This is a genomic window from Paraburkholderia unamae (assembly GCF_003096875.1).
GTDB lineage: Bacteria > Pseudomonadota > Gammaproteobacteria > Burkholderiales > Burkholderiaceae > Paraburkholderia > Paraburkholderia unamae.
Window position 1 is genome coordinate 59,678 of record NZ_QEOB01000024.1, and the last position, 23,761, is coordinate 83,438.

25 protein-coding genes are annotated in these 23,761 nt (G+C 63.3%); 10 read left to right on the plus strand and 15 right to left on the minus strand.

Annotated features, from left to right (window positions below; genetic code table 11):
- Window positions 1-31: 31 nt before the first annotated feature.
- The 5 genes from pcaC to C7402_RS36635 all read right to left on the minus strand — a co-directional run bounded on the left by pcaC (window position 32) and on the right by C7402_RS36635 (window position 4,108).
- Window positions 32-421 carry a 4-carboxymuconolactone decarboxylase gene (gene pcaC / locus C7402_RS36615; RefSeq protein ID WP_112175915.1) on the minus strand — a complete coding sequence of 130 codons (390 nt, stop codon included), beginning with the start codon at window positions 419-421 and terminating at the stop codon, window positions 32-34.
- A complete protein-coding gene (gene pcaD, locus C7402_RS36620; RefSeq protein WP_112175913.1) occupies window positions 421-1,209 on the minus strand; it encodes a 3-oxoadipate enol-lactonase in 789 nt (262 codons plus the stop codon). Before pcaD ends, pcaC begins: the two co-directional genes overlap by 1 nt.
- Before the next feature lie 29 nt (window positions 1,210-1,238).
- Window positions 1,239-2,594, minus strand: a complete 1,356-nt coding sequence (locus C7402_RS36625) for a 3-carboxy-cis,cis-muconate cycloisomerase (protein ID WP_116614046.1) — start codon at window positions 2,592-2,594, stop codon at window positions 1,239-1,241.
- A 129-nt stretch (window positions 2,595-2,723) separates the two neighbouring features.
- Window positions 2,724-3,383: a 3-oxoacid CoA-transferase subunit B gene (locus tag C7402_RS36630; protein WP_116614047.1), complete on the minus strand. Its 660-nt coding sequence runs from the start codon at window positions 3,381-3,383 to the stop codon at window positions 2,724-2,726.
- 17 nt (window positions 3,384-3,400) lie between these two features.
- Entirely contained in the window at window positions 3,401-4,108 is a 708-nt protein-coding gene (locus C7402_RS36635; protein ID WP_116614048.1) for a 3-oxoacid CoA-transferase subunit A, read from the minus strand.
- Between the two features lie 399 nt (window positions 4,109-4,507).
- Between C7402_RS36635 and C7402_RS48080 the strand changes: the two genes are divergently transcribed.
- Complete coding sequence (locus C7402_RS48080) at window positions 4,508-5,167, plus strand: recombinase family protein (protein WP_116614049.1); 660 nt, start codon at window positions 4,508-4,510, stop codon at window positions 5,165-5,167.
- A 114-nt stretch (window positions 5,168-5,281) separates the two neighbouring features.
- On the opposite strand, the gene C7402_RS36645 is transcribed toward C7402_RS48080, so the two are convergent.
- From C7402_RS36645 to C7402_RS36655, 3 genes are read right to left on the minus strand one after another with little or no spacing between them, the layout of a single operon-like run.
- Window positions 5,282-5,776, minus strand: a complete 495-nt coding sequence (locus C7402_RS36645) for a hypothetical protein (protein WP_116614050.1) — start codon at window positions 5,774-5,776, stop codon at window positions 5,282-5,284.
- Window positions 5,773-6,255: a DUF2778 domain-containing protein gene (locus tag C7402_RS36650; RefSeq protein ID WP_116614051.1), complete on the minus strand. Its 483-nt coding sequence runs from the start codon at window positions 6,253-6,255 to the stop codon at window positions 5,773-5,775. The genes C7402_RS36645 and C7402_RS36650 overlap by 4 nt, the downstream gene beginning before the upstream one ends.
- Before the next feature lie 12 nt (window positions 6,256-6,267).
- Window positions 6,268-6,744, minus strand: a complete 477-nt coding sequence (locus C7402_RS36655; protein ID WP_116614052.1) for an Hcp family type VI secretion system effector — start codon at window positions 6,742-6,744, stop codon at window positions 6,268-6,270.
- A gap of 573 nt (window positions 6,745-7,317) precedes the next feature.
- Here C7402_RS36655 and C7402_RS36660 point away from each other — a divergent pair.
- Together C7402_RS36660 and folE are read left to right on the plus strand one after the other, a co-directional pair.
- Window positions 7,318-8,241, plus strand: a complete 924-nt coding sequence (locus C7402_RS36660; protein ID WP_116614083.1) for a LysR family transcriptional regulator — start codon at window positions 7,318-7,320, stop codon at window positions 8,239-8,241.
- Window positions 8,242-8,363: 122 nt separating this feature from the next.
- Window positions 8,364-9,026 (plus strand): GTP cyclohydrolase I FolE, encoded by a 663-nt coding sequence (folE, locus tag C7402_RS36665; RefSeq protein WP_244315019.1) that lies wholly within the window; start codon window positions 8,364-8,366, stop codon window positions 9,024-9,026.
- A gap of 72 nt (window positions 9,027-9,098) precedes the next feature.
- Here folE and epsC read toward each other — a convergent pair whose 3' ends face one another.
- Together epsC and C7402_RS36675 are read right to left on the minus strand one after the other, a co-directional pair.
- Window positions 9,099-10,022 (minus strand): serine O-acetyltransferase EpsC, encoded by a 924-nt coding sequence (gene epsC / locus C7402_RS36670; protein ID WP_112175907.1) that lies wholly within the window; start codon window positions 10,020-10,022, stop codon window positions 9,099-9,101.
- Between the two features lie 164 nt (window positions 10,023-10,186).
- Window positions 10,187-10,420 carry a hypothetical protein gene (locus tag C7402_RS36675; RefSeq protein WP_112175905.1) on the minus strand — a complete coding sequence of 78 codons (234 nt, stop codon included), beginning with the start codon at window positions 10,418-10,420 and terminating at the stop codon, window positions 10,187-10,189.
- A 296-nt stretch (window positions 10,421-10,716) separates the two neighbouring features.
- Between C7402_RS36675 and C7402_RS36680 the strand changes: the two genes are divergently transcribed.
- Both C7402_RS36680 and C7402_RS36685 read left to right on the plus strand, forming a co-directional pair.
- Window positions 10,717-11,175 carry a DUF3005 domain-containing protein gene (locus C7402_RS36680; protein ID WP_116614053.1) on the plus strand — a complete coding sequence of 153 codons (459 nt, stop codon included), beginning with the start codon at window positions 10,717-10,719 and terminating at the stop codon, window positions 11,173-11,175.
- A 548-nt stretch (window positions 11,176-11,723) separates the two neighbouring features.
- On the plus strand, window positions 11,724-12,428 hold the full coding sequence (locus tag C7402_RS36685; protein ID WP_116614054.1) for a helix-turn-helix transcriptional regulator: 705 nt from the start codon (window positions 11,724-11,726) through the stop codon (window positions 12,426-12,428).
- Here the strand turns inward: C7402_RS36685 and C7402_RS36690 are convergent.
- Entirely contained in the window at window positions 12,412-12,729 is a 318-nt protein-coding gene (locus tag C7402_RS36690) for a helix-turn-helix domain-containing protein (RefSeq protein WP_165842086.1), read from the minus strand. The two genes, C7402_RS36685 and C7402_RS36690, sit on opposite strands and share 17 nt — an antisense overlap.
- 168 nt (window positions 12,730-12,897) lie before the next feature.
- Between C7402_RS36690 and C7402_RS36695 the strand changes: the two genes are divergently transcribed.
- A complete protein-coding gene (locus C7402_RS36695) occupies window positions 12,898-13,488 on the plus strand; it encodes an acyl-homoserine-lactone synthase (protein WP_112175899.1) in 591 nt (196 codons plus the stop codon).
- Between the two features lie 147 nt (window positions 13,489-13,635).
- Here the strand turns inward: C7402_RS36695 and C7402_RS36700 are convergent, their stop codons facing one another.
- On the minus strand, window positions 13,636-15,195 hold the full coding sequence (locus C7402_RS36700; RefSeq protein WP_116614085.1) for an MFS transporter: 1,560 nt from the start codon (window positions 15,193-15,195) through the stop codon (window positions 13,636-13,638).
- A gap of 363 nt (window positions 15,196-15,558) precedes the next feature.
- Here C7402_RS36700 and C7402_RS36705 point away from each other — a divergent pair, with 363 nt between their 5' ends.
- The 3 genes from C7402_RS36705 to C7402_RS36715 all read left to right on the plus strand — a co-directional run bounded on the left by C7402_RS36705 (window position 15,559) and on the right by C7402_RS36715 (window position 18,402).
- On the plus strand, window positions 15,559-16,032 hold the full coding sequence (locus tag C7402_RS36705) for a universal stress protein (protein WP_112175897.1): 474 nt from the start codon (window positions 15,559-15,561) through the stop codon (window positions 16,030-16,032).
- Window positions 16,033-16,214: 182 nt separating this feature from the next.
- Complete coding sequence (locus tag C7402_RS36710) at window positions 16,215-16,970, plus strand: helix-turn-helix domain-containing protein (protein ID WP_112175896.1); 756 nt, start codon at window positions 16,215-16,217, stop codon at window positions 16,968-16,970.
- A 154-nt stretch (window positions 16,971-17,124) separates the two neighbouring features.
- On the plus strand, window positions 17,125-18,402 hold the full coding sequence (locus C7402_RS36715) for an SUMF1/EgtB/PvdO family nonheme iron enzyme (RefSeq protein ID WP_116614055.1): 1,278 nt from the start codon (window positions 17,125-17,127) through the stop codon (window positions 18,400-18,402).
- Window positions 18,403-18,450: 48 nt separating this feature from the next.
- Here C7402_RS36715 and C7402_RS36720 read toward each other — a convergent pair whose 3' ends face one another.
- The 3 genes from C7402_RS36720 to C7402_RS36730 are packed head-to-tail and all read right to left on the minus strand — an operon-like array spanning window position 18,451 to window position 22,236.
- On the minus strand, window positions 18,451-19,128 hold the full coding sequence (locus tag C7402_RS36720; protein ID WP_112175892.1) for a GntR family transcriptional regulator: 678 nt from the start codon (window positions 19,126-19,128) through the stop codon (window positions 18,451-18,453).
- Between the two features lie 50 nt (window positions 19,129-19,178).
- Window positions 19,179-20,858, minus strand: a complete 1,680-nt coding sequence (gene ilvD, locus C7402_RS36725) for a dihydroxy-acid dehydratase (RefSeq protein WP_165842087.1) — start codon at window positions 20,856-20,858, stop codon at window positions 19,179-19,181.
- Between the two features lie 31 nt (window positions 20,859-20,889).
- Window positions 20,890-22,236, minus strand: coding sequence for an FAD-dependent oxidoreductase (locus C7402_RS36730; protein ID WP_116614056.1), 1,347 nt, complete (start codon window positions 22,234-22,236; stop codon window positions 20,890-20,892).
- Between the two features lie 113 nt (window positions 22,237-22,349).
- Between C7402_RS36730 and C7402_RS36735 the strand changes: the two genes are divergently transcribed.
- Window positions 22,350-23,681, plus strand: coding sequence for an MFS transporter (locus C7402_RS36735; protein ID WP_112175889.1), 1,332 nt, complete (start codon window positions 22,350-22,352; stop codon window positions 23,679-23,681).
- Window positions 23,682-23,761: the final 80 nt, after the last annotated feature.

Here is a 23,761-nt window from a genome sequence, read left to right on the forward strand (position 1 = left end):
AACCGTGGCCCCGCGTTCGGTCGCAGCGGGGTCAGCCCTGCTCTTCGTCCTGCTCGCGGAAAATGCGATCGGCGAGATGGAACGCCGAATTCGCCGCGGGCACGCCGCAATAGATGGCCGTTTGCAGCAGCACTTCCTTGATCTCGTCGCGCGTCACGCCATTGTTGCGGGCGGCGCGCAGATGCAGTGCAAGCTCCTCGCTGCGGTTGAGCGCGACCATCATCGAGATCGTCAGCAGGCTGCGCGTATGGCGCGGCAAGCCTTCGCGCGTCCAGATCTCGCCCCACGCGTAGCGCGTGATGAGGTTCTGGAATTCCTCGGTCACTTCCGTGCGGTTCGCGATCGAGCGATCGACGTGGGCGTCGCCCAGCACCGCGCGGCGCACCTTCATGCCCGCTTCGTAGCGATCTTCGTCGTTCATCACGCCCCCAGCAGGAAATCGACCACGAGCTTGTTGTACTCGTCGGCCAGTTCGACGTTCGAAATGTGCGACGCGTTGAGCTCGACATAGCGCGCGCCCGGCACCGACTCCGCCAGTTCGCGGCCTTGCGCGGGCGTGGCCGCGAGATCGTGCGTGCCCGAGATCACGAGCGTGGGCGCCTTGATCGAGGCCGCTTCGCCGCGCAGGTCGGCAGCGTTGATGGCGTCGCAGTTCGACGCGTAGCCTTCGTTGTCGGTATGCACGAGCACGTCGCGCGCCTGGGCGATCACGAGCGGGTTCTGCGTCATGAATTCGGCCGTGTACCAGCGCGGCAGCACGGCGTCGGCAAGCGCGAGCATGCCTTCGTTGCGCGCCTTCGCCGCACGCGGCACCCACACTTCGGGCGTGCCGATCTTCGCGGCCGTGTTGCACAGCACGAGGCGATCGATGCGATTGCCGAAACGCGCGCCCAGGCCCACGCCGGTCAGGCCGCCCATCGAAACGCCCGCGAAATGCGCGCGCTCGATGCCGAGATGATCCATCAGGCCGATCACGTCGCCCGTGAGCTGCTCGATCGTGTACGGGCCCTTCGGCGCCGCCGAGTGGCCGTGGCCGCGCGTGTCGTAGCGCAGCACGCGGAAGTGCTTCGCGAATTCGACGAGCTGCGGCGTCCACATCGACACGTCGCTACCGAGCGAATTCGACAGAACCAGCCACGGCGCCGTGGTGTTCGCCGCACCGTCGATGCGGTAAAACAATTGCGTGTCGTTGACGGCTGCGTAAGGCATGCGTGTTACTCCTCGTGTGTCTGCTTTGATCAATTGGACGCGCGTTGCTCATACGACGCGAGCACCGCGTCGACGAAAGCATGCGCCTCGCCCACGTAATTGGCCGGATCGAGCAGCGCCTTCAGGCGCGCTTCGTCCAGATGACGGGTGACGGCGGGATCCGCCGCCAGCACTTCGTAGAGCGTGCGGCCGCTTTGCACCGCCGATTTCGATGCGTGCTCAACGAGATGATGCGCGTCGAGCCGGCCGATCCGGTCGCCGAGCGCGAGCATGACCGCCTCGGCGAGAATCAGGCCGTGCGTGACGTCGAGATTCGCCGCGAGGCGCTCGGGCCGCACTTCGAGCCCGGCCGCGATTTGTTCGATCTGCGCGAGTGCGCCGCCGGCCAGGCGCGCGAGATCGGGCAGCGCGTCCCACTCGGCCTGCCAGCCGCCGAGCGCTCGCTCGTGTTCCTGGACCATGCCCGCGAATACGGTCGCGACGAGGCCCGGCGCGCGCGTCGCGGCCGTGAGGACAGCGGCGCAACCCACGGGGTTGCGCTTGTGCGGCATGGTCGAGGAGCCGCCCTTGCCCGCTGCGGCCGGTTCGGCCAGCTCGCCGATTTCGGTCTGCATTTGCAGCGAGATATCGCGCGCGATCTTGCCGAGCGTGCCGATCAGCATGCCGAAGAACGAGGCGGCTTCGGCAATGCGATCGCGCTGCGTGTGCCACGGCAAGGCGGGCTGCGCGAGGCCAAGTTCCTGTGCAAGCGCCGCGCTCACCTTGGGCGCGGCGTCGCGCAGGCTCGCGAGCGTGCCGGCCGCGCCGCCGAACTGGAGCACGAGCGCGCGCTCGCGCAGCGCGCCGAGGCGTTCGCGATGACGCAGCATCGCGTCGAGCCATTGTGCGAACTTCAGGCCGAGCGTGATGGGCAGCGCCTGCTGCAACCACGTGCGCCCCACGGCGGGCGTGGAGCGATGCGCGCGCGCGAGGTCGGCCAGCTTCGCACAGGTCGAATCGATGCCCTGCTCGACGAGCGCGAACGCGTCGCGCAATTGCAGCACGGTGGCCGTATCGATGATGTCCTGGCTCGTGGCGCCCCAGTGAACATACTTGGCGGCTTCAGGATCGGCGGCTTTCACGCGCGCCGTGAGCTGCTTGACGAGCGGGATCGCCAGATTGCCGCCGAGCGCGGCGTCGCGCGCAAGCGCGGGCGCGTCGAGCTGGTCCGCGGCGCACGCCGCGACGATCGCCGCCACCGCCGACTGCGGAATCACGCCATGCACGGCGCAGGCGCGCGCAAGCGCCGCCTCGACGTCGAGCATGCGTTGCAGCGTGGCGTCTGCCGACCACACGGCGTTCATCGGCTCGGTCCCGCAAATCAGGCTCGTCAGGCGTTCAATCATGGAATGTGGCGCGAAGAAAGTAGCAGGCGTTCAGCTGCGGATGGAACGAAGCGGGCGCGGCAACCGCAGGCGAATGCCGTTGGTTGCCGCGCCACGACCGTACGCTTGATGCGCACGCAGGCAGACAGTTTACGCCGCGCGGCGGTTTTGCGTCGCGTCGATCAGCGGCACGCCCGCGAGCTTCTGGAGCGCGTCGAAGTCGATGTCCGAGTAGATCTCGCGCACGGCGAGGCCTTCGGGCGTGACGTCGAACGCGGCGAGGTCCGTATAGATGCGGCCCACGCAGCCCACGCCCGTGACCGGGTACGAGCATTCGCTCACGAGCTTGCTTTCGCCCTGCTTCGTGAGCAGTTCCATCATGACGAACACCTGCTTCGCGCCGAGCGCGAGGTCCATTGCGCCGCCCACGGCCGGAATCGCGTCAGGCGCGCCGGTGTGCCAGTTCGCGAGGTCGCCCTTGACCGACACCTGGAATGCGCCGAGCACGCAATAGTCGAGGTGGCCGCCGCGCATCATCGCGAACGAATCCGCGTGATGGAAGAACGCGCCGCCGGTGAGCAGCGTGACGTGCTGCTTGCCTGCGTTGATGAGTTCGTCGTCTTCCTGGCCGGGCGCGGGCGCCGGGCCCATGCCGAGCAGGCCGTTCTCGCTGTGCAGGAAGATTTCCTTGCTGGGATCGAGGTGATTGGCCACCAGCGTCGGCACGCCGATGCCGAGATTCACATACGCGCCTTCGGGAATGTCCGCGGCCACGCGCTGGGCCATTTCGTCGCGATTCAGTCGTTTCATTGCCTCTCTCCGTTCCTTCAGGCTGCCTGGCCGCTTTGCTGCGTATGGGCTTGATGGGCCGCTTGCGGCACTTCCACGACGCGTTGCACGAAAATGCCGGGCGTCACGATGTTTTCCGGATCGAGCTGACCGAGTTCGACAACTTCCGAAACCTGCGCGATGGCGACCTTCGCCGCGCTCGCCATGATCGGGCCGAAGTTGCGCGCCGTCTTGCGATACACGAGATTGCCCCAGCGGTCGCCCTTGTACGCCTTGATGAGCGCGAAGTCGGCGTGCAGCGGCGCTTCGAGCACGTACTGGCGGCCGTCGATCAGGCGCGTTTCCTTGCCTTCGGCCAGCTTCGTGCCGTAGCCCGTGGGCGTGAAGAAGCCGCCGATGCCGGCGCCCGCGGCGCGGATGCGCTCGGCCAGATTGCCCTGCGGAACGAGTTCGAGCTCGATTTCGCCGGCGCGGTAGAGCGCGTCGAACACATACGAGTCGGTCTGGCGCGGGAACGAGCAGATGATCTTGCGCACGCGCTTCGCCTTGAGCAGCGCGGCCAGGCCGGTGTCGCCGTTGCCTGCGTTGTTGTTGACGATCGTGAGGTCGCGCGCGCCCTGCTCGATGAGCGCGTCGATCAGTTCGGCGGGCATACCGGCCGTGCCGAAGCCGCCGATCATGACCGTGGCGCCGTCATGCACATCGGCCACGGCGGCTTGAAGCGAGTCGAAAATCTTGTTGATCATGCCTGTTCCTGAAAGCGATGCGCATCGCGGAAGGTCCACGCCACTCAATCGCGAAAAAGTTCTATATACGAACACTGATTCGTTTAGCGAACGTCCAGCGCATTATCGGAGTGGATTCAAGCGCTTGTCAAGGCGGGTCTACCCACGGGTGTGCCAATACAAGCAATCTACTTCATGTTGGCGCGGGCAGAAATCCCTCTTCCCGATCAATGACTTAGCAACATTCCCAAAGTTTTCAATCTGGCGCTAATTACCCACTAGAATCTCAACTTTCCGTACGGATTCCGTACATCACTAGAAAGGAGAGAACGACGTGGGAACGATCAACCTCACGTCTAAGACCGCTCGCGCGGCCCTCACCCCTCGCAGGGAGCCGTATTGGGTCCGCGTGTCGGCTGGATGCTTCTTAGGTTACAGAAAAGGCGCGGCAGCGGACGGCAGCTTCATCGCCCGTACCCATCATCGATTTCAAGACCGCGTGGCGCATCTACATTCGCACCAAGACGCCTGAAGACCGAATGTCCGCCATTAAGGCGCTCAACCGGGCCACAGGTCTGGTTACGGACGAAGCGACCGCGAAGAAGCGCTGCGGCTCTTCAACGCCCCAAGTTCAAGGTCTTAATAGAGCACAAGCTGGAGAAAGGCGACACGCTGATCGTCACGAAAATCGACCGCTTGGGGCGCAACCTGCTAGACGTCAAGCAGACGATAGATGCCCTAATGTCGCGCGGCGTGAAGATTCACGTACTCCAGATGGGCGGCATGGACATTACGTCTCCAGCAGGCGCGCTGATGCTGAACATGCTTGCTATGTTCGCGGAGTTTGAGCGCGGCTTGCTCATCGAGCGCACGAAGTCCGGTTTGGAACGCGCGAAGGCTCAAGGCAAGACACTAGGCCGCAGGCCCAGCCTTACCGAAGAGCAGCAGAACGAGGTCATGGACCGTCTCACGCGTGGCGAGTCGATCAACGGTATCGCGCGGCTGTTCAAAACGACCGCACAAACGATTCTCCGTGTCCGAGAACGCCGCGCGGCTGCAATTACCAACGCGAACGAATAGCCCGCTATGACATTCGTGGACACAAGTTGAAGGGCTCTACTATTGCGCCGTCGCGCGGCGCGCCCAATCGCGTTTTTAACACATTCTTCGATTCGCTTTCCAAGTAAATACCCGCTATAGAGTGTTCGCACGGTATCGTTTCGCGCCCCTTCGACTTGCGAAGAATATCGCGCCGACAAAGATAGCCCCACCTACCCAATATGCAACTAATGCGTTGTGTACCGCTTGTTCTGAGTTTAGTGAAGCAAAAGCGCGCGACACAAAGGGGACAAAGGCGATTGCGGCGCACTCCAAAATCCACCCGCCAATAAGCGAAGCCGTAAGAAGCAACCACAGCCGCTGATTACGTGAGCAAAGATACCCTTTGCCCGTTAGCAGCAGTACGCCAAATAGCACGGACGAAACGAGCCAATACAAGAGCATGGCTAACACTTCCATATCGTCTGGATTCGCTAAATCGTTCAATCCAAATAACGACAAGAGCCCGCGCAAGAAAGAATCCACGCCATACGGCATATTCATCGGGATAAAGTCGTACAGATGGGCGATATACCACCCTGCGATCAGGCACAGAATGGAAAATATCGTCCAATGTAAGATTTTTCTCATTTAACTTCTAATGTTCCGTAGGCTTTTAAATCCGAACCGGGGACAGGAATGGATGGTTTCTGTGAGCGGATAAAATTCTGTAGCCGGTCAAACTCATAAGGACTGACGACAGTAATACACCCTTCGCTCAAACGGCGCGGCCCCATCGGATGCAAACGGAAATTGCCGCGTGTAATGCCATCGATATTTGTTTGATCGCCTGAGACTGGATTCCATAGCATGAACCATTTAGTTCTATCCGTGGTCCCATAACCGTGAGCGTCCCAAAAATCGCGAATTGGTCCGAGAATTCCGCCTGATTGCCGGTCCACAAGATAATATCGGCCTTTAGGCAATGGGCCAATATCCTCTTTAGCGGTATCGGCTGGATTGTCGCGGCCTTCTTTCTGCCCCGAAAATGCGGTAACTGGCGTTGTTCCGTCGCACGACAAAATTGACGTGGTTTTCCTATTTAGAATAAACGTACAACTTATCGGCATATCGCCCCCGCTTTAGGTTGTTTGATTGGACTTAACATCAATCAACGCCGTTACCGTTCCGCCCGTTCCACCAAGAGGATTTTGGAGGATATATTCATGCTTCATTCTAGCGAACGACAGTTTCACTTCTTCGCTGCAAAACTCTCCGCCAGCCACTGGCTCAACGTGAGAAATAATCACGTCATACATCGTGATTCGAATAAATTCGTGCGGCAAGCCACCTGATTTTCGCATCGTGAGTCTTGCTTCTGGAATGTGTTTTCCAGTAAAGCAATATTTCGCAAGATTTGGACTAGCCCGATCCATCATATGGGTGAATTCTAAATCCGACACTGAAGCTTTAGCCGCGCCACCGCCCGAACCTGAATGCATTCTAGATTGCTGCGTGACTCGCCAACGCCATGAGATGACGTCAATTTCATTCATGTGAGTCACATCTTGCGACTCGCCATCTATCCCATTAATCTTCATAAAGATATCTTGCGCCATATTTTATCCCAAATCATAAAATTAATTTAAAGATTATCGTGCCCGCTCAACTTTCGAGAAGGCATGATATGGCGCGGCAAAGGTAAAATGCAAGGAATTAATCAGATGATTTATTTTGAGATAATCGGTTTGTGTAATTTCGCGTCAAACAACCGCAGCGCGGCTGGCCATCTACCACGAGGAGGGATGAGCCTGTGTGTCGAGCGGTCGCCAGTCGCCACGCGTCCGCGCGGCCCATTTTCCGTACGTTTTCCGTACAGCCGCCCGCCCGCAAACGCCAAGCTGCGCTAACCATATGAAAACGCAAATTATTTAGCGTTGCTCACTCGCACACTGCAATTGATTAGTTGGCGTTGTCAAGGCGGGTCTACCCACGGGTTTGCCAATACAAGCAATCTACTTCATGTCTGCGCGGGTGCAGCGCGGTTTGCACGCGGGCGCGCTTTCCTGCCGCTCTTTCAAGCCAGGCGCGGCCGTGGGCACATACCCCAATATCCGGAATTTCAATTGATCGACTAGTCTTTATCTGAATTCGGCATAGTTCGCCTCCACGCCCTCCCTGTGCGCCGCTTCATGCAAGAGCTCGATCTCAATCTCATCCCCTATCTCGTGGCCATGGAGGAAACGCGCAACGTGAGCCGCGCCGCCGAGCGCCTCGGCGTGAGCCAGCCGCGCGTGAGTACGGCACTCGGCAAGCTGCGCGAGTTTTTCGGCGATCCGCTGTTCGTGCGCACCTCGCGCGGCATGGAGCCGACGCCGCGGGCGCTCGGCCTGATTCCCGCCGCGCGCGACGCGCTGGTGCGTATCGAGAAAGGCATGTTGCAGGCGCAGGACTTCGATCCCGCCACGAGCACGCACACCTTTTCCATCGCGCTTTCCGACGTGGGTGAAATCGTCTTCCTGCCGCGTCTCTTGCAGGTGTTCGCCGAGCGCGCGCCCAACGCGAACCTGCGCTCGGTGTCGCTGCCGCCAAGCCAGGTCGAACGCGGGCTCGAATCGGGCGATATCGATCTCGCGGTCGGCTATTTTCCCGACCTGGGCGGCAACAACTTCTTTCAGCAGCGCCTCTTCACGCACCGCTTCATCTGCATGATGCGCAGCGGCCATCCGCTCGCGGGCAAAACCATGACCACGGAGCAGTTCCTCGCCATGGGCCACGCCGTCGTGCGCGCCGAGGGGCGCAGCCAGGAGGTGCTGGAGCAGTATCTGGAGAAAAGGCGCATGCGCCGGCGCGCCGTGCTCGAAACGCCTCACTTCATGAGCCTGCCGTTCATTCTCACGCGCTCCGACCTCATCGCGACCGTGCCGCATGCAATCGGCTTCGCCTATGTGTCGGAGCACGCGTCGATCACGCTCGTCGAGCCGCCGCTGGCGTTGCCGCGCTTCGACCTCAAGCAGCACTGGCATCGCAAGTATCACAACACGCCGCGCGGCGAGTGGCTGCGCGGCGTGGTGGCGGAACTCTTCAACGACGCCATGGACGAGTGGCCGAAGTAACCCGCGACGCAGACAATTGCCCACGCAACGGCGGCGCTGCGCGTGGCGCGACAAAACATGAAACAATGCGCGTTCGTGGTGCGCGCCCCGGCGGCGCCCTGCCACATGACCGGAGCCCATGCATGAGCGAAATAAAAAAAGCGGGAAAAGCGAAGCAGCGCAAAAGCCAGACGAGCCAGGACGTACGCGCGTCGCGCCCCTCACGCGATGAAGCCGAGGACGCCGTGCGCGTGCTGCTACGCTGGGCCGGCGACGACCCTTCGCGCGAAGGACTGATCGATACGCCCTCGCGCGTCGTGCGCGCCTATGAAGAGTTCTTCGCGGGCTATGACGTCGATCCGCGCGACATCCTCTCGCGCACCTTCTCCGAGGTGGACGGCTACGACGAAATGATCGTGCTGAAGGACATCCGCTTCGAGAGCTACTGCGAGCATCACATGGTGCCCATCATCGGGCGCGCGCACGTGGCGTATCTGCCCGAGCATCGGGTGGTGGGGATCTCGAAGCTCGCGCGCCTCGTCGACGCCTTCGCGAAGCGCTTGCAGATTCAGGAGAAGATGACCGCGCAGATCGCCGACACGCTCAACGAGGTGCTGCAACCGAAGGGCGTGGGCGTGATACTCGAAGCGGCGCATCAATGCATGTCCACGCGCGGCGTGCACAAGGCGGGTGTGTCGATGGTCACGTCGCGCATGCTCGGCACCTTCCGCACCGACCCCTCCACGCGCCGCGAGTTTCTCGCCATCGTGGGCAATCCGGGTGCGATGAGCGTCGCGAACACCTGAGACGTCGGTCGCGCGCGATGAACGGGGCAGTACGCCCCGTTACCCCGTGTCGCGTTCGTTATGCGAGAGACTTCACGTGCTCTCGTCGCCGCGCTCGATCTCGCGAATCTTGCCCTGGCGCACGCTGCTGCCCGGCGGCACGCTGTGCGTGAGCCACACATTCCCGCCAATCACCGAGCCACGGCCGATCGTCACGCGGCCGAGAATGGTCGCGCCCGCGTAGATCACCACGTCGTCCTCGACGATCGGGTGGCGCGCATTGCCCTTCACGAGCGTGCCGTCGAGATCGGCCGCGAAACTCTTCGCGCCGAGCGTGACCGCCTGATACACGCGCACGCGCTCGCCGATGATCGCCGTTTCGCCGATCACGACGCCCGTGCCGTGATCGATGAAGAAGCTCGAACCGATCTGCGCGCCGGGGTGAATGTCGATGCCCGTTGCCGAATGGGCGATCTCGTTGATGAAGCGCGCGAGCAGCGGCACGCCGAGACGATGCAAGGCATGGGCGAGCCGATGATGCGTCATGGCCCACACGCCCGGATAGCACAGCAGGATTTCGGTGATGTGTTGCGCGGCCGGGTCGCCGGTGAACGCCGCCTGAATGTCGCTCACGAGCAGCGCGCGAATGCCGGGCAACTGCCGCCCGAACTCGCGCGCGACTTCGAAGGCGCGCGTGCGCAGCGCGTCATCGCTCAGCTTTGCGCTTTCGGGCAGGAAGCGCAGCGCGCGGCGAATCTGCTCCCCGAGCAATCGCAAGGTGCTGTCGAGGGTATGGCCGACGTAGTAGTCGATGCTCTCGTCGGTCAGGTCGGGCGCGCCGTAATGCGTGGGAAAGAGCGCGGCGCGCAGGCCGGCCACGATGTTGACGACTGCGTCGCGCGAAGGCAATTCGCGAATGCCGAGAGGATGGCGGGTGCGGTGCCGCTCTTCACGTGACGCACGCAGATCGGCGACGATCTGTTCGAGACCCCAATCGGGGGAAGCAGCATTGGACATGGTGATGCGGCAGCGGACGCACGGTCCGCGAAGGAATGGTTCGACCCCAGAGATTACCGCGTTTTGGGCGAGTTCGCCGAGGCGCCCGTGGAGCCGGCCGCGGCGTGGGATGCAGTTTTATGCAGGTTTGGGAGGGCGGAAAATCTGGCGGCCCGGCGGGCCCGTCAAAGCGTGACCGTGCTCGCGTCGATCCATCGCACAGCCCAGTCGCGGGCATGGGCGATGGCGGCCCCTTCGTCGGCAAAGCGCAGATCGGCGGGAAAAAACCGGTTGGCGACGAGCTCACCATCGCTCGATCGCGAAATCACGACATAAGGTTGATACATCCCGTCACCGGCGCGCGCCGGGGCGCAATTCAGCAAGTAGCCGCGATGCGTAAATGCAGCGTCGAAGTGCATGTGTGTCACCCGCCCCTGACTGCCTCGTCCGTTTTTTGTGGCGCGTGCATTCAGGATCGCGCGGCAAAGCCGCAGCGTGGGCCCTCGCCCGGCCCATTAATCGAAAGCGCGCCAACTCGTTGAAAGAGGATCATACTCCTGGGAAAAAGGCCGATCCAAAGAAAAAAATGCAAAATCGCTGGAGGCGTTCTCCTGGCGAACCGGCTTGCTTTTCAACCCGATTCAAGGGTCGCGGCGCCGTACCGGAACGGCGCTTGCTGATTTATCGATACCTGGTCTTCCAAGGAGGAAGCATCATGAATCGTACCGAGGACATGCCCAAAGCTGGCGCAGGCGACGTCAGCGCGCCGCACGCCCGGCCGCGCAGCGCCGAACTCCACAACGACCGCACGCACGACAGTTCGGTCGACACCGATGGCAAGAACCGCGAGGCAGCGCGCCTCGCCGGCGACGGCTACATCAGCCCCGACGAGGTGACGACATCCAACGCGACGCTCGTGAACAGCGTGGCCGAAGCCAATGACGGACTGGCGGGCTTCGACAGCCGCACGAGCGGGCACAGGCTGCCGTTCGCGCTCCAGTCGGGCTTCGAGGCGATCGACAAAGGCATGACCGCGCCCGAGGAGCCCTACGACTTCGAGAGCCAGTTCGCCGATGCGCGCGAGCCTGGCGTGCGGCGCAGCCCCGGGCGCCTCCACTTCGCGCTCAACCACATGCGCCCCACGCGCGTGATCGAGTTGCAGCGCAAGCCCTGAATCGCGTACGGCGCATCGGTGCGTGCGAAGCGAGGGACGGCATCCGGCGATGGGCGCGCAAGCGCCCTCGCCCTGCGCTCCAGCCGTTTTAGAACGGGTCCGCTTCCGATTATTCCGGCCAAATCATGTCAATCTGTCGGAATCAAACGGTATTCAGTCGAATGCCTATAAAAGCGAAATGAAAAGCCGCGTGGAAAATCGAAAGCCGATAAATCGACAGTCATATTCGCCAGCGTGCCGGGTGTTTTTTCCGCTTTTGAAATAGAGCGCGGCTTTATTACTGCTGGGTGACGCAGAACGAAATAGGCGCTCCCTCGACCTGCACTCCTGTTCAGGGTCTGCTGAACTTCTCTTCACTGTCGGTCAAATCTGACAGAAATGGCCCCAGCCAATCCATCGGATTGCGAACCTGGCGCTATCAAAGCGGGATTTAGTGATAAATTCTTACATCATAAGAAGCGAGGAGCGGATATCACAGGGTTTTGCCCCCGGATCTCGCCCAGCGCTGATGGAGAGTGTTGAACGTGCCTCTACATTTCATAGAGCAGATGTCGCCCGTGCTCGACGCGCCCGAAGAGGCCGCGTGGTTCGACGCGGTGACGAAGCTCGCCAGTTCGTGGGGATTCAGCCAGCTCATGCTGGCTATCCTGCCGCGCCCGGGCATGAGGCTCGAAGACGCGTTCATTCGCACGAACTATTCGGCCGCGTGGCGTCAGACGTACAACGACCACGGCATGGCCTACTTCGACCCAACCGTGACGCACTGCACAACGCGTTCGTCGCCGCTCATCTGGTCGCCGGAGTTGTTCGCGACCGAGCAGCAGCAGTCGATGTATGAGGAGGCCCGCGCGTACGGGTTGCGCGCCGGCATTACGTTGCCGATTCACGGGCCGCGCCAGGAAGTGGGCATGCTGTGCTTCGTCAACGACGCGAGCCCGAGCGACGGATTCTGGGACGATGTGAACCGCGCGCTGCCGAATCTCGTTCTGCTGCGCGATCTGGTGCTCGACACGAGCCACCGGCACCTGACCGACCACGCCCAGTCACTGATCCCGAAGCTCACGCCGCGCGAAAAGGAATGCCTCAAGTGGACTGCCCTCGGCAAGTCCACTTGGGAAATTTCTCACATCCTGAATTGCTCGGAAGCCGTCGTGAACTTCCACATGAAGAACATTCGCGGGAAGTTCGGCGTGAATTCACGGCGAGCGGCAGCCGTGATCGCAACCCAGATGGGTCTTATAGACCCGGGCTAAACACCATCGGTGCATCGGGACGGCGCAGCACGCGCTCGGCGCGGCCGAGATCCCCGTCCGAAATCGTCTTGTTGAAATACAGCCCGAGCAGGATCGACACCGGCGGCGGAATCTCCGCGCCCGACTCGAACCGGCTGCCGCGCGACTGCGTTACGCCAAAGCGCGCCCAGAAGCGGCGCTGGCTCTCCTTCTTCTTCTTCCGGTAAGCAATGATCAGGACGCGGTCGATGACCGAAGACAGATCCCCGGAAGACGAAATGGTACTCGCACCCGAGTGCCATTGATTTTCCATAAGTTCCATGATGACTCTCGCTGTCAGATATGCCTGATGAGTGACTGCCGCCGAAGTGATTCTCCTTAAGACACCCTCTCTGCGCACCTACCTATCTAGATAGGTGTTTTTTTATATTCATAACGCATAGCTTTCGAACCGTACTGCCGCGCTTCCACACAAATCGGGAGAGTTGTCATGCAAGCTGCGATACGGATCGGTCTGAGACAGGACTTCGACAACGAGGACATCAACGAGATGTACCGGCTACGCGCGCGGGTGTTCCGCGACCGCCTCGGCTGGGACATCCCCACCATTGCCGGCATGGAAATCGACGGTTACGACGCGCTCGGGCCCCATTACATGCTGATTCAGGACGGCGGCGGCCAGGTGCGCGGCTGCTGGCGCCTGATGCCCACCGAAGGCCCGAACATGTTGCGCGACACCTTCCCGCAACTGCTCCAGGGCAAGGCCGCGCCCACGGCCCGCAACATCTGGGAGCTGAGCCGCTTCGCGATCGAGTCGGGCAACGACCAGTCGTTTGGCTTCGCCGACCTGACCTTGAGCGCGATGCGCGCCGTCGTGACGTACGCCGACCGCGCGGGCATCAACAGCTACGTGACGGTGACCACGACGCCGATGGAGCGCCTGCTGCGACGCACGGGCATCGAGATGACGCGCCTGGGTGCGCCGATGCGCATTGGCGTGGAGAACGCCGTCGCGCTGGAAATCGCTATGAGCCAGCAGACCCACACGGCGCTGTTCGGGCCCATGGCACACGCGGCATGAAGGCGGCATGACGGCAGACTGAGGACGGCCGGAAGGCAGTCGAAGGAAGACAATCGCCGGCCGGGCGAACCATTGCGCGGCAGCCAGCCAGGCCTTAAGTTGTCTAACAAATTCAACCCAAAAAGGTGACTTGCCGGCCGCTGCCCCTTAGTCGGCCTTGGCTTCTTCCGCTTTTGGCTCGTCGCTTTTCGGCGTCGCGGCGCTGCGGCCGAAGCGAATATGAGAAATGCGCCCCACGCACAGCGCCGCCACGAGCGCCGCGCAACCCGTCAGGCCGATGCCCAGGTGGATCGCGTCGACCAGCACGTGGCGCACCGCATCGATCAGCGCGGCGCCGTCCAGCCCCGCCGCCTTCATCTGCGCGACGAGACCGTCGCGCAGCGCCGGGTCGATCAGCACCCGCGGATCGGCGAGCTGGGGGCGCCAGCGCTCCTGCAAAGGCGCGCCGAGCACCGCCAGCGCGTCGCCGACACCGGCCGCATAGCGGTGGTTGACGATGGTCGCGACGATACTGGTGCCGAGCATGCCGCCCACCATGCGCGTGGATTGCAGCAAGGCGGTCGTGATGCCGAAGCGCTCGCGCCCGGCGATCTCCTGGCCGAATACGTTGAGATTGTTCAGGATGAACCCGAGCCCGATGCCCACCGCCGACATCGCCAGTTCGAGCCACAGGTGGTCCGTGTTGCGGGACGCGAAGGCGAGGCCTGTCGAAGCCGCCACCAGCAGGCTGAAGCCCACCGTCAGGATCATCGTGGGCTTGCGCAACCGGATCACGATACGCGTGTTGATGAGGCTGCCGAGCGCGATGCACGCCGCGATGGGCGTGGCGAGCAGGCCCGCCTCCTGGGGTGACAGCCCGAAGCCGCCCTGTAGCAGGAGCGGCGCGAAGAAGATCAGCGAAAACATCACGAAGCCGGACAGCGTCGAGAGCATAAACAGCGTGACGAGCTGCCGGTCGCGGAACAGATCGAGCGGAATCATCGGGTGCGTCGCGCGCCGCTCGCACACCAGCAGCGCGACGGCACCCACCAGCACGGCCGCGGCGAGCACCAGGTTGCCGGTGGTCAGGCCGTCCTTCGGCACCGCCTCGATGAAGGTCTGGAAACCGCCCAGCACCAGCGCGACGAGTGCGGCGCCGGTCCAGTCAATGCGAACCTCGCCGGTCCGCGCAGGCTGGTAGCGCGGCAGGTGCGCCCAGATGAAATAAAGTGCAAGCGCGCCGACAGGCAAATTGACGAGAAAGGTCGAGCGCCAGCCGAAATGCTCGCTGAGCCAGCCGCCCAGCGACGGCCCCGCCGCCGTGCCGATGCCATAGGCGGCGGCCATCACGACCTGCCAGCGCACCCGCGCGCGCGGGTCCGGAAAGAGATCGGGGATCGAGGCAAACGCCGTGCCCACCATCATGCCGCCGCCCACCCCTTGCAGCGCGCGCGCCACCGCGAGAAAGCGCATGTCGGTCGCGAGCCCGCAGAGCACGGAGGCCACCGTGAACACGATGACCGCGGCGATCACGAAGCGCTTGCGCCCGAAGTAGTCGCCAAGCCGGCCGAACACGGGCACCGTCACGACCGAGGCCAGCAGGTAGGCGCTGGCGATCCAGGCGTAAAACTCGAAGCCGTGCAGTTCGGCGACGATCGAGGGCAAGGCGGTGCTGACGACGGTCTGATCGAGCGCGACGAGCATATTGACGAGGCCGATGCCGAGCATGGCCAGCAGCGCGTCGCGAAACGGCAGATTGGCGGAGGAAGGTTTCACGGGAGGGGGGCGACTGCGAGGGGCGAAAAAGACGCAACGATAGCGGGATGACGGTGTGGGCGCAACCAAACGAAAAAATCGGCGAAAGCGCCTGCGCAAGCGTGGGCGAAAAGCCGGGCGCCGGAGAGGACTACGCGATATTCCGACGCAGCCCCTTGATCTTCCCTTCGACTCCTTCCATCTTTCATACAGTCCGACTGCATATTCACTCGCGATCCATTAAGCTTCTCGCCAGTCACATACATGCCGCACGCGGCCCGGCAAGACATAACCAGAGGCCGCGCGAATCTCGATCCCACTTGAAGAGGAGGTCTTATGTACAAACGCATCCTTGTCGCCGTCGACGGCAGTGCAACGTCGCGCCGCGCTTTCGCCGCCGCGCTCGATCTGGCGAAGGCAATGGGCTCGACGCTCCAGCCGTACTACGTGATCGAGAACACGCCCATGTACTTCGACGCGCCGGGCTACGATCCGTCGATCCTGCGCAACCAGATGATCGCGCAGGGCAACGAACTCGCCGAAGAGATGAACAAGGCGATGAGCGAGCGCGGCGTCCAGGGCGCCATGCTCACGGGCGAGGCCTCCTCGCTCGACGACGTCCCGACGCTCGTGCTCAACGCCGCGAAGTCCGAAGGCGCCGACCTGATCGTGATGGGCACGCACGGCCGCCGCGGCTTCCAGCGCCTCATCCTCGGCAGCGTCGCCGAACGCTGCGTACGGCAATCCGCCCTCCCCGTGCTGCTGATCCCCTCCGCAGCCGGCAATGCCGCAGAAAACAGCCCGGAGTAAGGCCTCGACGACACGCCATTTTTGCGTGTTATTGAAAAGTCGCTTGCGCTCCGTCAGACGCCGCGCAAGCGGCCTCTGACAAGGCTCAACACTCTTCATCTCGAAAGCGCGTCACTTTGCCACCAATTCGAGATTCGACCCCGGTAGACAATGCTTAGACACAGATCAAAGGAGCATTGTCGATGCTGAACCCTACTGTCGTTTCCCACTCCACCGTGCGCCGCAGCAGCCGTACGCCCGTGGCGACGCCGCGCACGACCACACGCTGTTCGGTCTGCGCCATGCGCCACCTGTGCATGCCGCAGGGCCTCACGCTCGACGATCTGCCCAAACTCGAAGCGCTGATCTGCTCCGCGCGCAGCGTGCGGCGCGGCGAGGCCGTGTACCGCGCCGGCGACCCGTTCGACAACCTCTACGTCGCGCGCTCGGGCTCGCTCAAGACCGTCATGGCGCACCGTGACGGCCGCGAGCAGGTCACCGGCCTGCGGCTCGCGGGCGACCCGCTCGGCCTCGACGGCATCAGCACCGGCGCTCACACGTGCAGCGCCATCGCGCTCGAAGACAGCTCGGTCTGCATCATCCCCTACTCGGCGCTCAAGCACATGTGCCGCGAAACCGGCGCCATGCAGGACCGGCTGCACCGCCTCATGAGCGAACAGCTCATTCGCGAGTCGTCGCAAATGATGGTGCTCGGTTCGCTCTCCGCCGACGAGCGCGTGGCCGCATTCCTGCTCGACGTTTCCGAACGCAACGGCCAGCGCGGCTATTCGCACGCGGAATTCAACCTGCGCATGACGCGCGAGGACATGGGCAGCTATCTTGGCATGACGCTCGAAACGGTAAGCCGTACCCTGTCAAGATTTCAAAAGCGCGGCCTGATCGACGCACAGGGCAAGCTGATCCGCATCATCGACCTCGAAGGTCTGCGCCACCTGTAATCCGGGCGCGCCCCGGCTGGCCCGCCGGGTCCGCCCGCAGCAGCGCCCCCAGGCCCCACATAAGCCGCGCCTCGCCAGCGCGGCTTTTCCGTTGGCACAACTCCTGCGCAGGGATAGAGTTTCGTATTACGCCCTGGCAAGGAGAATCGCCGAAATGCCTCTCCCGCAACAACCCACGCTCGCCGCTCGCCTCGCCCAGGCGCGCGCCGCGAGCGACGCGCTTTTCGACGTCGTCAAGCCCGAGTTCCTGTACGAGCGGCCGATTCGCGAGCGTCACCGCATCGTGTTCTATATCGGCCACCTGGAGGCGTTCGACCGTAACCTCTTCGACAAGCGCTTGTTCGATCTGCCCTCGCCCGATCAGCGCCTCGACCAGTTGTTCGCATTCGGCATCGATCCCGTGGATGGCGGGTTGCCGACCGACATGCCCGCCGACTGGCCCGCGCTCGCGGAAGTCCACGGGTACGGACGCGAGGTGCGCGACCACATCGACGAGCGGCTCGCGGCCCTCGACCTGCCGCCCGAGACGCCGAATCACGACACGGTGGGCCAATTGCTGAACGTCGCCATCGAGCATCGCCTGATGCACGTCGAGACGCTCGCCTACATGCTCCATCAGCTGCCGTTCGCGCAGAAGCGCGCGCCCGACGCGCCACGCCTGCACGCCGATCACCTTTACGCCGTCGAGCCCGGCATGGTGCCGGTGCCCGCGGGCCGCACGGAACTCGGCATGACCGCCGAGCGCGGCGTGTTCGGCTGGGACAACGAATTCGGCGAGCAGCAGGTGGACGTGCCCGCGTTCGAGATCGACCGCTACATGGTCACGAACGGCGCGTTTCTCGAGTTCGTGGAGGACGGCGGCTACCGCAGGCGCGACCTCTGGAACGACGCCGACTGGGCATGGAAGGACAGCACACAGGTCGCGCACCCCGTTTTCTGGTCGCGCGACGCCGTGGGCTGGCGACTGCGCACGATGTTCGACGACATCCCGCTGCCGCTTGCCTGGCCCGTGTATGTGAGCCATGCCGAAGCGAGCGCCTTTGCGCGCTGGCGCGGCGCGAAACTGCCGAGCGAGGCGCAATGGCAGCGCGCGGCGCACGGCGCGCTGCCGGGCCCGACCGACAACTTCGACTTCCGCGACTGGAACCCGGTGGCCGTGGACGCGACGCCGGACAGCGCCAGCACCTGGGGTGTCGAGGGACTGTACGGCAACGGCTGGGAATGGACTTCGACGCTCTTCGCACCGCTACCGGGGTTCAAGGCCTTCCCGTTCTACGAAGGCTATTCGGCCAACTTTTTCGACGGCCAGCACTACGCAATGAAAGGCGGCTCGCCGCGCACGGCGCAATGCATGTTGCGGCCGACGTTTCGCAACTGGTTTCAACCGCGCTACCAGTATGTTTATGCGGGCTTTCGCTGCGTTCGGGATTGAGCGGATCAGGCGCGCGCCGGGCGGAGAACCCGGCTCGCGCGAGGCATCTCACGCCTCCAGCGTGGCGCGGGTAAACATTTCGACGTTGTCGATCAGGTTGTCCAGCCCGTCTCTCGCCGCTTCGACGTTGCCCGCGGCGATCGCGGTCGCGATGTCGGCGTGAAGCGACGCCGTTTGGGCGAGATTGGCGAAGCGCTGATAGTGCGCGTACCAGAAGCGGCGCGACAACCCGTACATCAGCTTCATGGTGGACGTGCCGTACTCGTTGTTGGCGCTATCGAGCAGGAGCTTGTTGAATTGCCGGTCGTAGGCGAGGAACTCCACGCCTTCGTTCGCCTTCCCGGCCGTCGTCATGAGGTCGGCCAGCAATCCGAACTGCGTTCGCTGGGCGGGCGTGGCATTCTTCGCCGCCGCGCCCACCAGCAAGCGCTCGACCTCGCGGCGCACTTCGAGCAGGCGCAACTGCTTGCGCACGTCGATTTCCGAGACCATGATGCCGAGCTTCGGCATGATGACGACGAGACCTTCGCGCGAAAGCTGCTGCAATGCTTCGCGCACCGGCGTGCGGCCGAGTCCGAGCAGCTTCGACAAGCCGTTCTCGGACACGATCTGCCCCGGACGCAGGCTCAACGTGGCAATCCGCTCCTCGATCTGCGAGTAAGCCTGATCGGCAAGCGTCTGCTCTGCCGAAGCATCGGGAGAAGGAAGCGGATTGGGTCCATTCATAGCTACATCCAGTCAATTACATTCGGCAGTGCTTGCTCATTCAAGCACGCTCAGCCTCGTTCGCCCAGCACGGCGCCCTTCGAAAGCGGCTGCACCAGTTGCCGGTACATCGCGAGCCAGCCCTTCTCGTGCGTGGGCGGGAGCGCAGGCAATCGGGCGATCCGTTCCTCAAGCTGCGCCTGCGGCAACTCCAGATCGATCGTTTTGCGGTTCAGGTCGATCACGATCGTGTCGCCGGCCTCGATCGCCGCGAGCGGGCCGCCTTCGGCCGCTTCGGGCATGACCTGACCGATCGTGATGCCGCTGTTCAACCCGGACAGTTCGCCGTCGGTCACGACCGCGACGTACTCGCCAAGCCCCGCACCCACCAGCGCCGCCATGAAGCTCGCGGCGAACACCGTGCCGGGGCCGCCCTTCGGACCGAGCATGCGCAGCACGACGACCGAGCCTCGTGCGATTTTACCTTGCTCGATCGCGTTGATCGCGTCGTTTTCGTTTTCGAACACGATTGCCGGGCCGATGAAGCGCCGCACGCTGGCCGGCACCGCCGAGAGCTTGACGACCGCGCCGTCGGGCGCGACGTTGCCGCGAATGACGACGAGGCCCGGCTCCGCGCGCATGGGTTGCGCGAGCGGCGCAATCACGCGCTCGTCCGGCGCGGGCCGGCCAGCGAGATTGTCGGCGAGCGTCTTGCCCGTGACGGTCAGCACCGACGTGTCGAGCACGCTGGCGAGTTGCGTCATCGCCCCCGCGCAACCGCCCGCCGCCGCGAAGTCCTCGATACGGTCCGGGCCGTTCGGGCGCACCTGCGTGATCTGCGGAACGATATCGGCGGCAAGTTCGAATTCGCGAATGATGTCGACGTCGCATTCGCTCTCGATCGCCGCCGCGATCAGGTGGCGCATCACGTTGACCGATGCGCCGATCGCAACCGCCGTGCGCACGGCGTTGCGAAACGCGGCGGCCGTCATGATCTGGCGCGGCCGCAGATCCTGTTCGACGAGCGCCATGATCGCCTCGCCCGCGCGCGCCGCGTAGCCGTTGAGTTCGTCGCTGCCGGCGCGGATCGGCGCGTTGCCCGTGAGCGCCATGCCAAGCGCTTCGGCCATGCAATGCATGGAGTTGGCCGTGGCCAGGCCCGCGCACACGCCGGGCCCCTTGATCGCGTGGCACGTCATGTCGGTGAGCGTTTCGAGCGTGATCATGCGCGCCTTGTACGCGCCCACCGACTTGTAGACCTCCTCGATGTCCACGTGATGGTCGCCGCATTGCGAACCGAGCTGAAAGCCGCACGTCACGATGAGCGAGGGCACGTTCAGGCGTCCCGCCGCCATCAACTGCGCGGGCGTGGTCTTGTCGCACGACGCGAGCAGCACCATGCCGTCGAGCTCGGCGCCTTCGACCTGCACTTCGACGTCGTTGACGAGCAGATCGCGCGTGGGCATCAGATAGCGGCCCTGCTTGCCCGCGCTCGTCACGAAGTCCGAGGGTGCTACCGTGCGGATTTCGAGCGGCACGCCGCCTGCGGCGCGCACGGCGTCCTGCACGACCTGCGAGACGCCGTCGAGATGCTGGTAGCAGACCGAAAGTTTGCTCGACGAATTGACGATCGCGATCTTCGGCTTGTCGAAGTCCTCTTCGGAGAGGCCCATGGCGAGCCACTGCGCGCGGCGCACGGCCCAGCGCGTGGTGCCCGGCGTGAATTGGCTGCGAAGTTTCGGCTTGTTCATCTGGAATCCTTAGTTATGACTCAAGTATCACTTAATTATCGAGTTGGGCGCCGTCGCGATTCAGTTGCAGGCGGACATCGGCGCCGTCGATACGGCGCACGTCGATACGTTCCTTCACCGCGAGCGTCGCGGCATGGCCAATGGCGTGGCCGTACGAAAAGCACTGGGCGGTCACGCGCGCCGAAGCCACCGCCTCGTGCTCGGCCGACAGGCAGCGTCCGGCCACGAGCAGGTTCTCGCCCGCCTCCGGCACGAAGCAGCCGAACGGAACCTCGTAGTAGTCGTTGAGCAGCCACTCCACGCGCGGCTTGCTGCCGCTATGCAGTTCGATGGGCCACGGCGATCGCGCGATGCCGTCGCGAAACTTGCTGCCCGCGAGAATATCCGCATTGCGCAGCGTGCTCACGCCCGCCGCCTGACGCGTTTGCCGCACGCCCACCTGCATGCCGGTATCGATCACGAAGCTCGCTTCGCAGCCGCTCAGATGTTCGCGGAAAAAGCGCGCATAGTCGCGCACCTGGCGGCGGCCTTCGAATTCCGCCTCGGTGAAATCGCGGTGAATCACGGGATTGAGCTCGCGGCCGTCGGCGCCCGTCACGCGCGTGCAGTTGCACAACAACTCGTTGGGCTGCGGCGTCGGGAACATCCAGATCTTGGCGCGCGGCAAGCGGTAGCCCGCTTCGTTCGCCTGCGCGATCTGCGCGGAAACGGCGGGCGGCATGATGGTGTCCTCGCCATGCGCGGCGAGAAATCTTGCGACGTCCACACCCCCGAGCCGGAAGATCATCGTCGGGTTCTGCACGCGGCCGTGGTCGCCGACAACGGTGCGCCACCCCGCCATCGTCACGAGATCGGCGTCGCCGCTCGCGTCGATCGTCACGGGCGCGAGCACGCGCACCTTGCCCTGCTTCGTATAGAGCTGCGCGCCGCGAATCGCTTCGCCCTCCTTGAGCACCTCCGTGACGAGCGCGTGGTAGATGACGGTGACGCCCGCCTCCCGCAGCATGCCGTCGGCGACTTCGCGCCATACCAGCGGGTCGTGCACGAGCGTCCACGTCTTGCCGTATTTGACCGGCGCGCCCAGGCCGTTGCGCGCATTCATCCGCGCGATGAAGTCATCGACGAAACCATGCACGACCTGATTCGGCCCCACACCGGAATCGGTCGCCTCGTAAAGCCCGCAAACCGTGCCCGACAGTCCGGCCACGGCGCCGCCGCCGCAGAATCCGTAGCGCTCGGCAAGCACCACGCGCAAGCCCTGCCGCGCGGCGGTCACGGCCGCCGCGAGGCCCGCCGCGCCGCCGCCCGCCACGAACACATCGGCGTCCAGCGTTTCCATTGCGCGGTCGTCCACGACCGCGATTCCACCCTGATTCATGTCCCCTCCACGTCGAAATCCGTGGTTGACACTTTATATATACGACCGATACTCTGTCAACATGCCGCTGACATACTAGAAAGATACAACACCGGTTCAACCAGGAGACTCAGATGAAGCAACGCGTGGCCTACCGCTGGATCATCGCGATCGTTCTATTCGTCGCGTACAGCATCCAGTACCTCGATCGCGTGAAAAGCAGTGTGCTCAACCCCGCCATCGCCCACGACCTCGGGCTCAGCACGGCCGACATCGGTACGGGCGCGTTCCTGATGCTGCTGTTCTACGGTCCTTCGCAATACGTGTCGGGGCTGCTCACCGACCGCTTCGGCGCGAAGAAAATGCTGATCTTTTCGGTGATCGCATGGTCAGTCATGACGATGTTCATGGGCCTGATCCAGACGCGAGAGGAATACTTGTGGCGAATGGCCATCTTCGGCGTACTGGTCGGCACCGAATACGTGCCGTCCGCGCGCGTGCTGATGCGCTGGTTCAACAAGGAAGGCCGCGCCCGCGCGCAATCGCTGCTCGCATGGGCCTGGATTCTCACGCCCGCATGGGCGAGCGTGCTGGCCACGCAATTCGCCGCTCACGCCAATAGCTGGCGCATTGTGTTCTTCGTGACGGGCGCGCTGGGCGTCGTGCCGCTGCTCATGATCGTGCTGCTCGTGTTCGATCGCCCCGAGCAATACCGGCATGCGACCGAGGCCGATCTGGAGTACGCGTATCGCGACGAAATCGAGGCGGGCACCCTGAAACGCGGTCAATACGCGCAGGCGCAAAGCGTGATCCTCAAGAACGGCGGCGTTCGCTTTCTCGATCTGTTCAAGAACCAGACGTATGTGGCAGTGGTGTTCGTCGATATCGTCATGCAGATCACGCTTTATGGCGCGCTGACCTGGATTCCGCTTTATCTCTCCGACGCTTTCGGATTCAAGCTGCAAACCATGGGCTGGTGGAGCGGCCTTTATTTCGCGGCGGGCGCGATCGGCAGTTTCATTTCGTCGTATATGTCGGACAAGGTATTCAACGGCAACCGCAAGATCATGATTCTCGTGTGCTTTATCGGTCTCGCGCCGTTCGTCGTGATGCTCGGCACGCTCCAGCATGCGAGCCACGCGCTGCTCGCCGTTGCGCTCTGCGGCATGGGCTTCTTCGGCAATATGGCATGGGGGCCGTTCCTTGCGCTGCCCGCCGAGATTTTCTCGCCCGAGGTGTACGGCAAGGCAATGGGATTCGTGAACGGCGCCGGTTATTTCGTGGCGGCATTCTCGGCCAAGATTTTCGCCGCGCTGGTTACGGTGGATGCACTCGGCCACAAGAACTACACGAACGGCTGGTACTTCATCGCGTTCTGCGTGGTTGCCGGCATTTTCGCGGCGAGCAGAATCAGGAGTCCGAATAACCCGGAATCCGGAGCGATCCGGCAGGCGACGCCTGGCTAGCCGAGCCATGGAAGGCGCCGTGCGCAAAGAGCACGGCGCCGGTTTCACGCGCCATGCCGGTATCCTCGAGTATACCTACG

Bases quoted from the DNA above. Each gene is read 5' to 3' on its own strand.
- pcaC (WP_112175915.1), bottom strand. From the start codon at position 421: ATGAACGACGAAGATCGCTACGAAGCGGGCATGAAGGTGCGCCGCGCG.
- pcaD (WP_112175913.1), bottom strand. From the start codon at position 1,209: ATGCCTTACGCAGCCGTCAACGACACGCAATTGTTTTACCGCATCGAC.
- C7402_RS36625 (WP_116614046.1), bottom strand. From the start codon at position 2,594: ATGATTGAACGCCTGACGAGCCTGATTTGCGGGACCGAGCCGATGAAC.
- C7402_RS36630 (WP_116614047.1), bottom strand. From the start codon at position 3,383: ATGAAACGACTGAATCGCGACGAAATGGCCCAGCGCGTGGCCGCGGAC.
- C7402_RS36635 (WP_116614048.1), bottom strand. From the start codon at position 4,108: ATGATCAACAAGATTTTCGACTCGCTTCAAGCCGCCGTGGCCGATGTG.
- C7402_RS48080 (WP_116614049.1), top strand. From the start codon at position 4,508: ATGCTTCTTAGGTTACAGAAAAGGCGCGGCAGCGGACGGCAGCTTCAT.
- C7402_RS36645 (WP_116614050.1), bottom strand. From the start codon at position 5,776: ATGAGAAAAATCTTACATTGGACGATATTTTCCATTCTGTGCCTGATC.
- C7402_RS36650 (WP_116614051.1), bottom strand. From the start codon at position 6,255: ATGCCGATAAGTTGTACGTTTATTCTAAATAGGAAAACCACGTCAATT.
- C7402_RS36655 (WP_116614052.1), bottom strand. From the start codon at position 6,744: ATGGCGCAAGATATCTTTATGAAGATTAATGGGATAGATGGCGAGTCG.
- C7402_RS36660 (WP_116614083.1), top strand. From the start codon at position 7,318: ATGCAAGAGCTCGATCTCAATCTCATCCCCTATCTCGTGGCCATGGAG.
- folE (WP_244315019.1), top strand. From the start codon at position 8,364: ATGAGCGAAATAAAAAAAGCGGGAAAAGCGAAGCAGCGCAAAAGCCAG.
- epsC (WP_112175907.1), bottom strand. From the start codon at position 10,022: ATGTCCAATGCTGCTTCCCCCGATTGGGGTCTCGAACAGATCGTCGCC.
- C7402_RS36675 (WP_112175905.1), bottom strand. From the start codon at position 10,420: ATGCACTTCGACGCTGCATTTACGCATCGCGGCTACTTGCTGAATTGC.
- C7402_RS36680 (WP_116614053.1), top strand. From the start codon at position 10,717: ATGAATCGTACCGAGGACATGCCCAAAGCTGGCGCAGGCGACGTCAGC.
- C7402_RS36685 (WP_116614054.1), top strand. From the start codon at position 11,724: ATGTCGCCCGTGCTCGACGCGCCCGAAGAGGCCGCGTGGTTCGACGCG.
- C7402_RS36690 (WP_165842086.1), bottom strand. From the start codon at position 12,729: ATGGAACTTATGGAAAATCAATGGCACTCGGGTGCGAGTACCATTTCG.
- C7402_RS36695 (WP_112175899.1), top strand. From the start codon at position 12,898: ATGCAAGCTGCGATACGGATCGGTCTGAGACAGGACTTCGACAACGAG.
- C7402_RS36700 (WP_116614085.1), bottom strand. From the start codon at position 15,195: ATGCTCGGCATCGGCCTCGTCAATATGCTCGTCGCGCTCGATCAGACC.
- C7402_RS36705 (WP_112175897.1), top strand. From the start codon at position 15,559: ATGTACAAACGCATCCTTGTCGCCGTCGACGGCAGTGCAACGTCGCGC.
- C7402_RS36710 (WP_112175896.1), top strand. From the start codon at position 16,215: ATGCTGAACCCTACTGTCGTTTCCCACTCCACCGTGCGCCGCAGCAGC.
- C7402_RS36715 (WP_116614055.1), top strand. From the start codon at position 17,125: ATGCCTCTCCCGCAACAACCCACGCTCGCCGCTCGCCTCGCCCAGGCG.
- C7402_RS36720 (WP_112175892.1), bottom strand. From the start codon at position 19,128: ATGAATGGACCCAATCCGCTTCCTTCTCCCGATGCTTCGGCAGAGCAG.
- ilvD (WP_165842087.1), bottom strand. From the start codon at position 20,858: ATGAACAAGCCGAAACTTCGCAGCCAATTCACGCCGGGCACCACGCGC.
- C7402_RS36730 (WP_116614056.1), bottom strand. From the start codon at position 22,236: ATGAATCAGGGTGGAATCGCGGTCGTGGACGACCGCGCAATGGAAACG.
- C7402_RS36735 (WP_112175889.1), top strand. From the start codon at position 22,350: ATGAAGCAACGCGTGGCCTACCGCTGGATCATCGCGATCGTTCTATTC.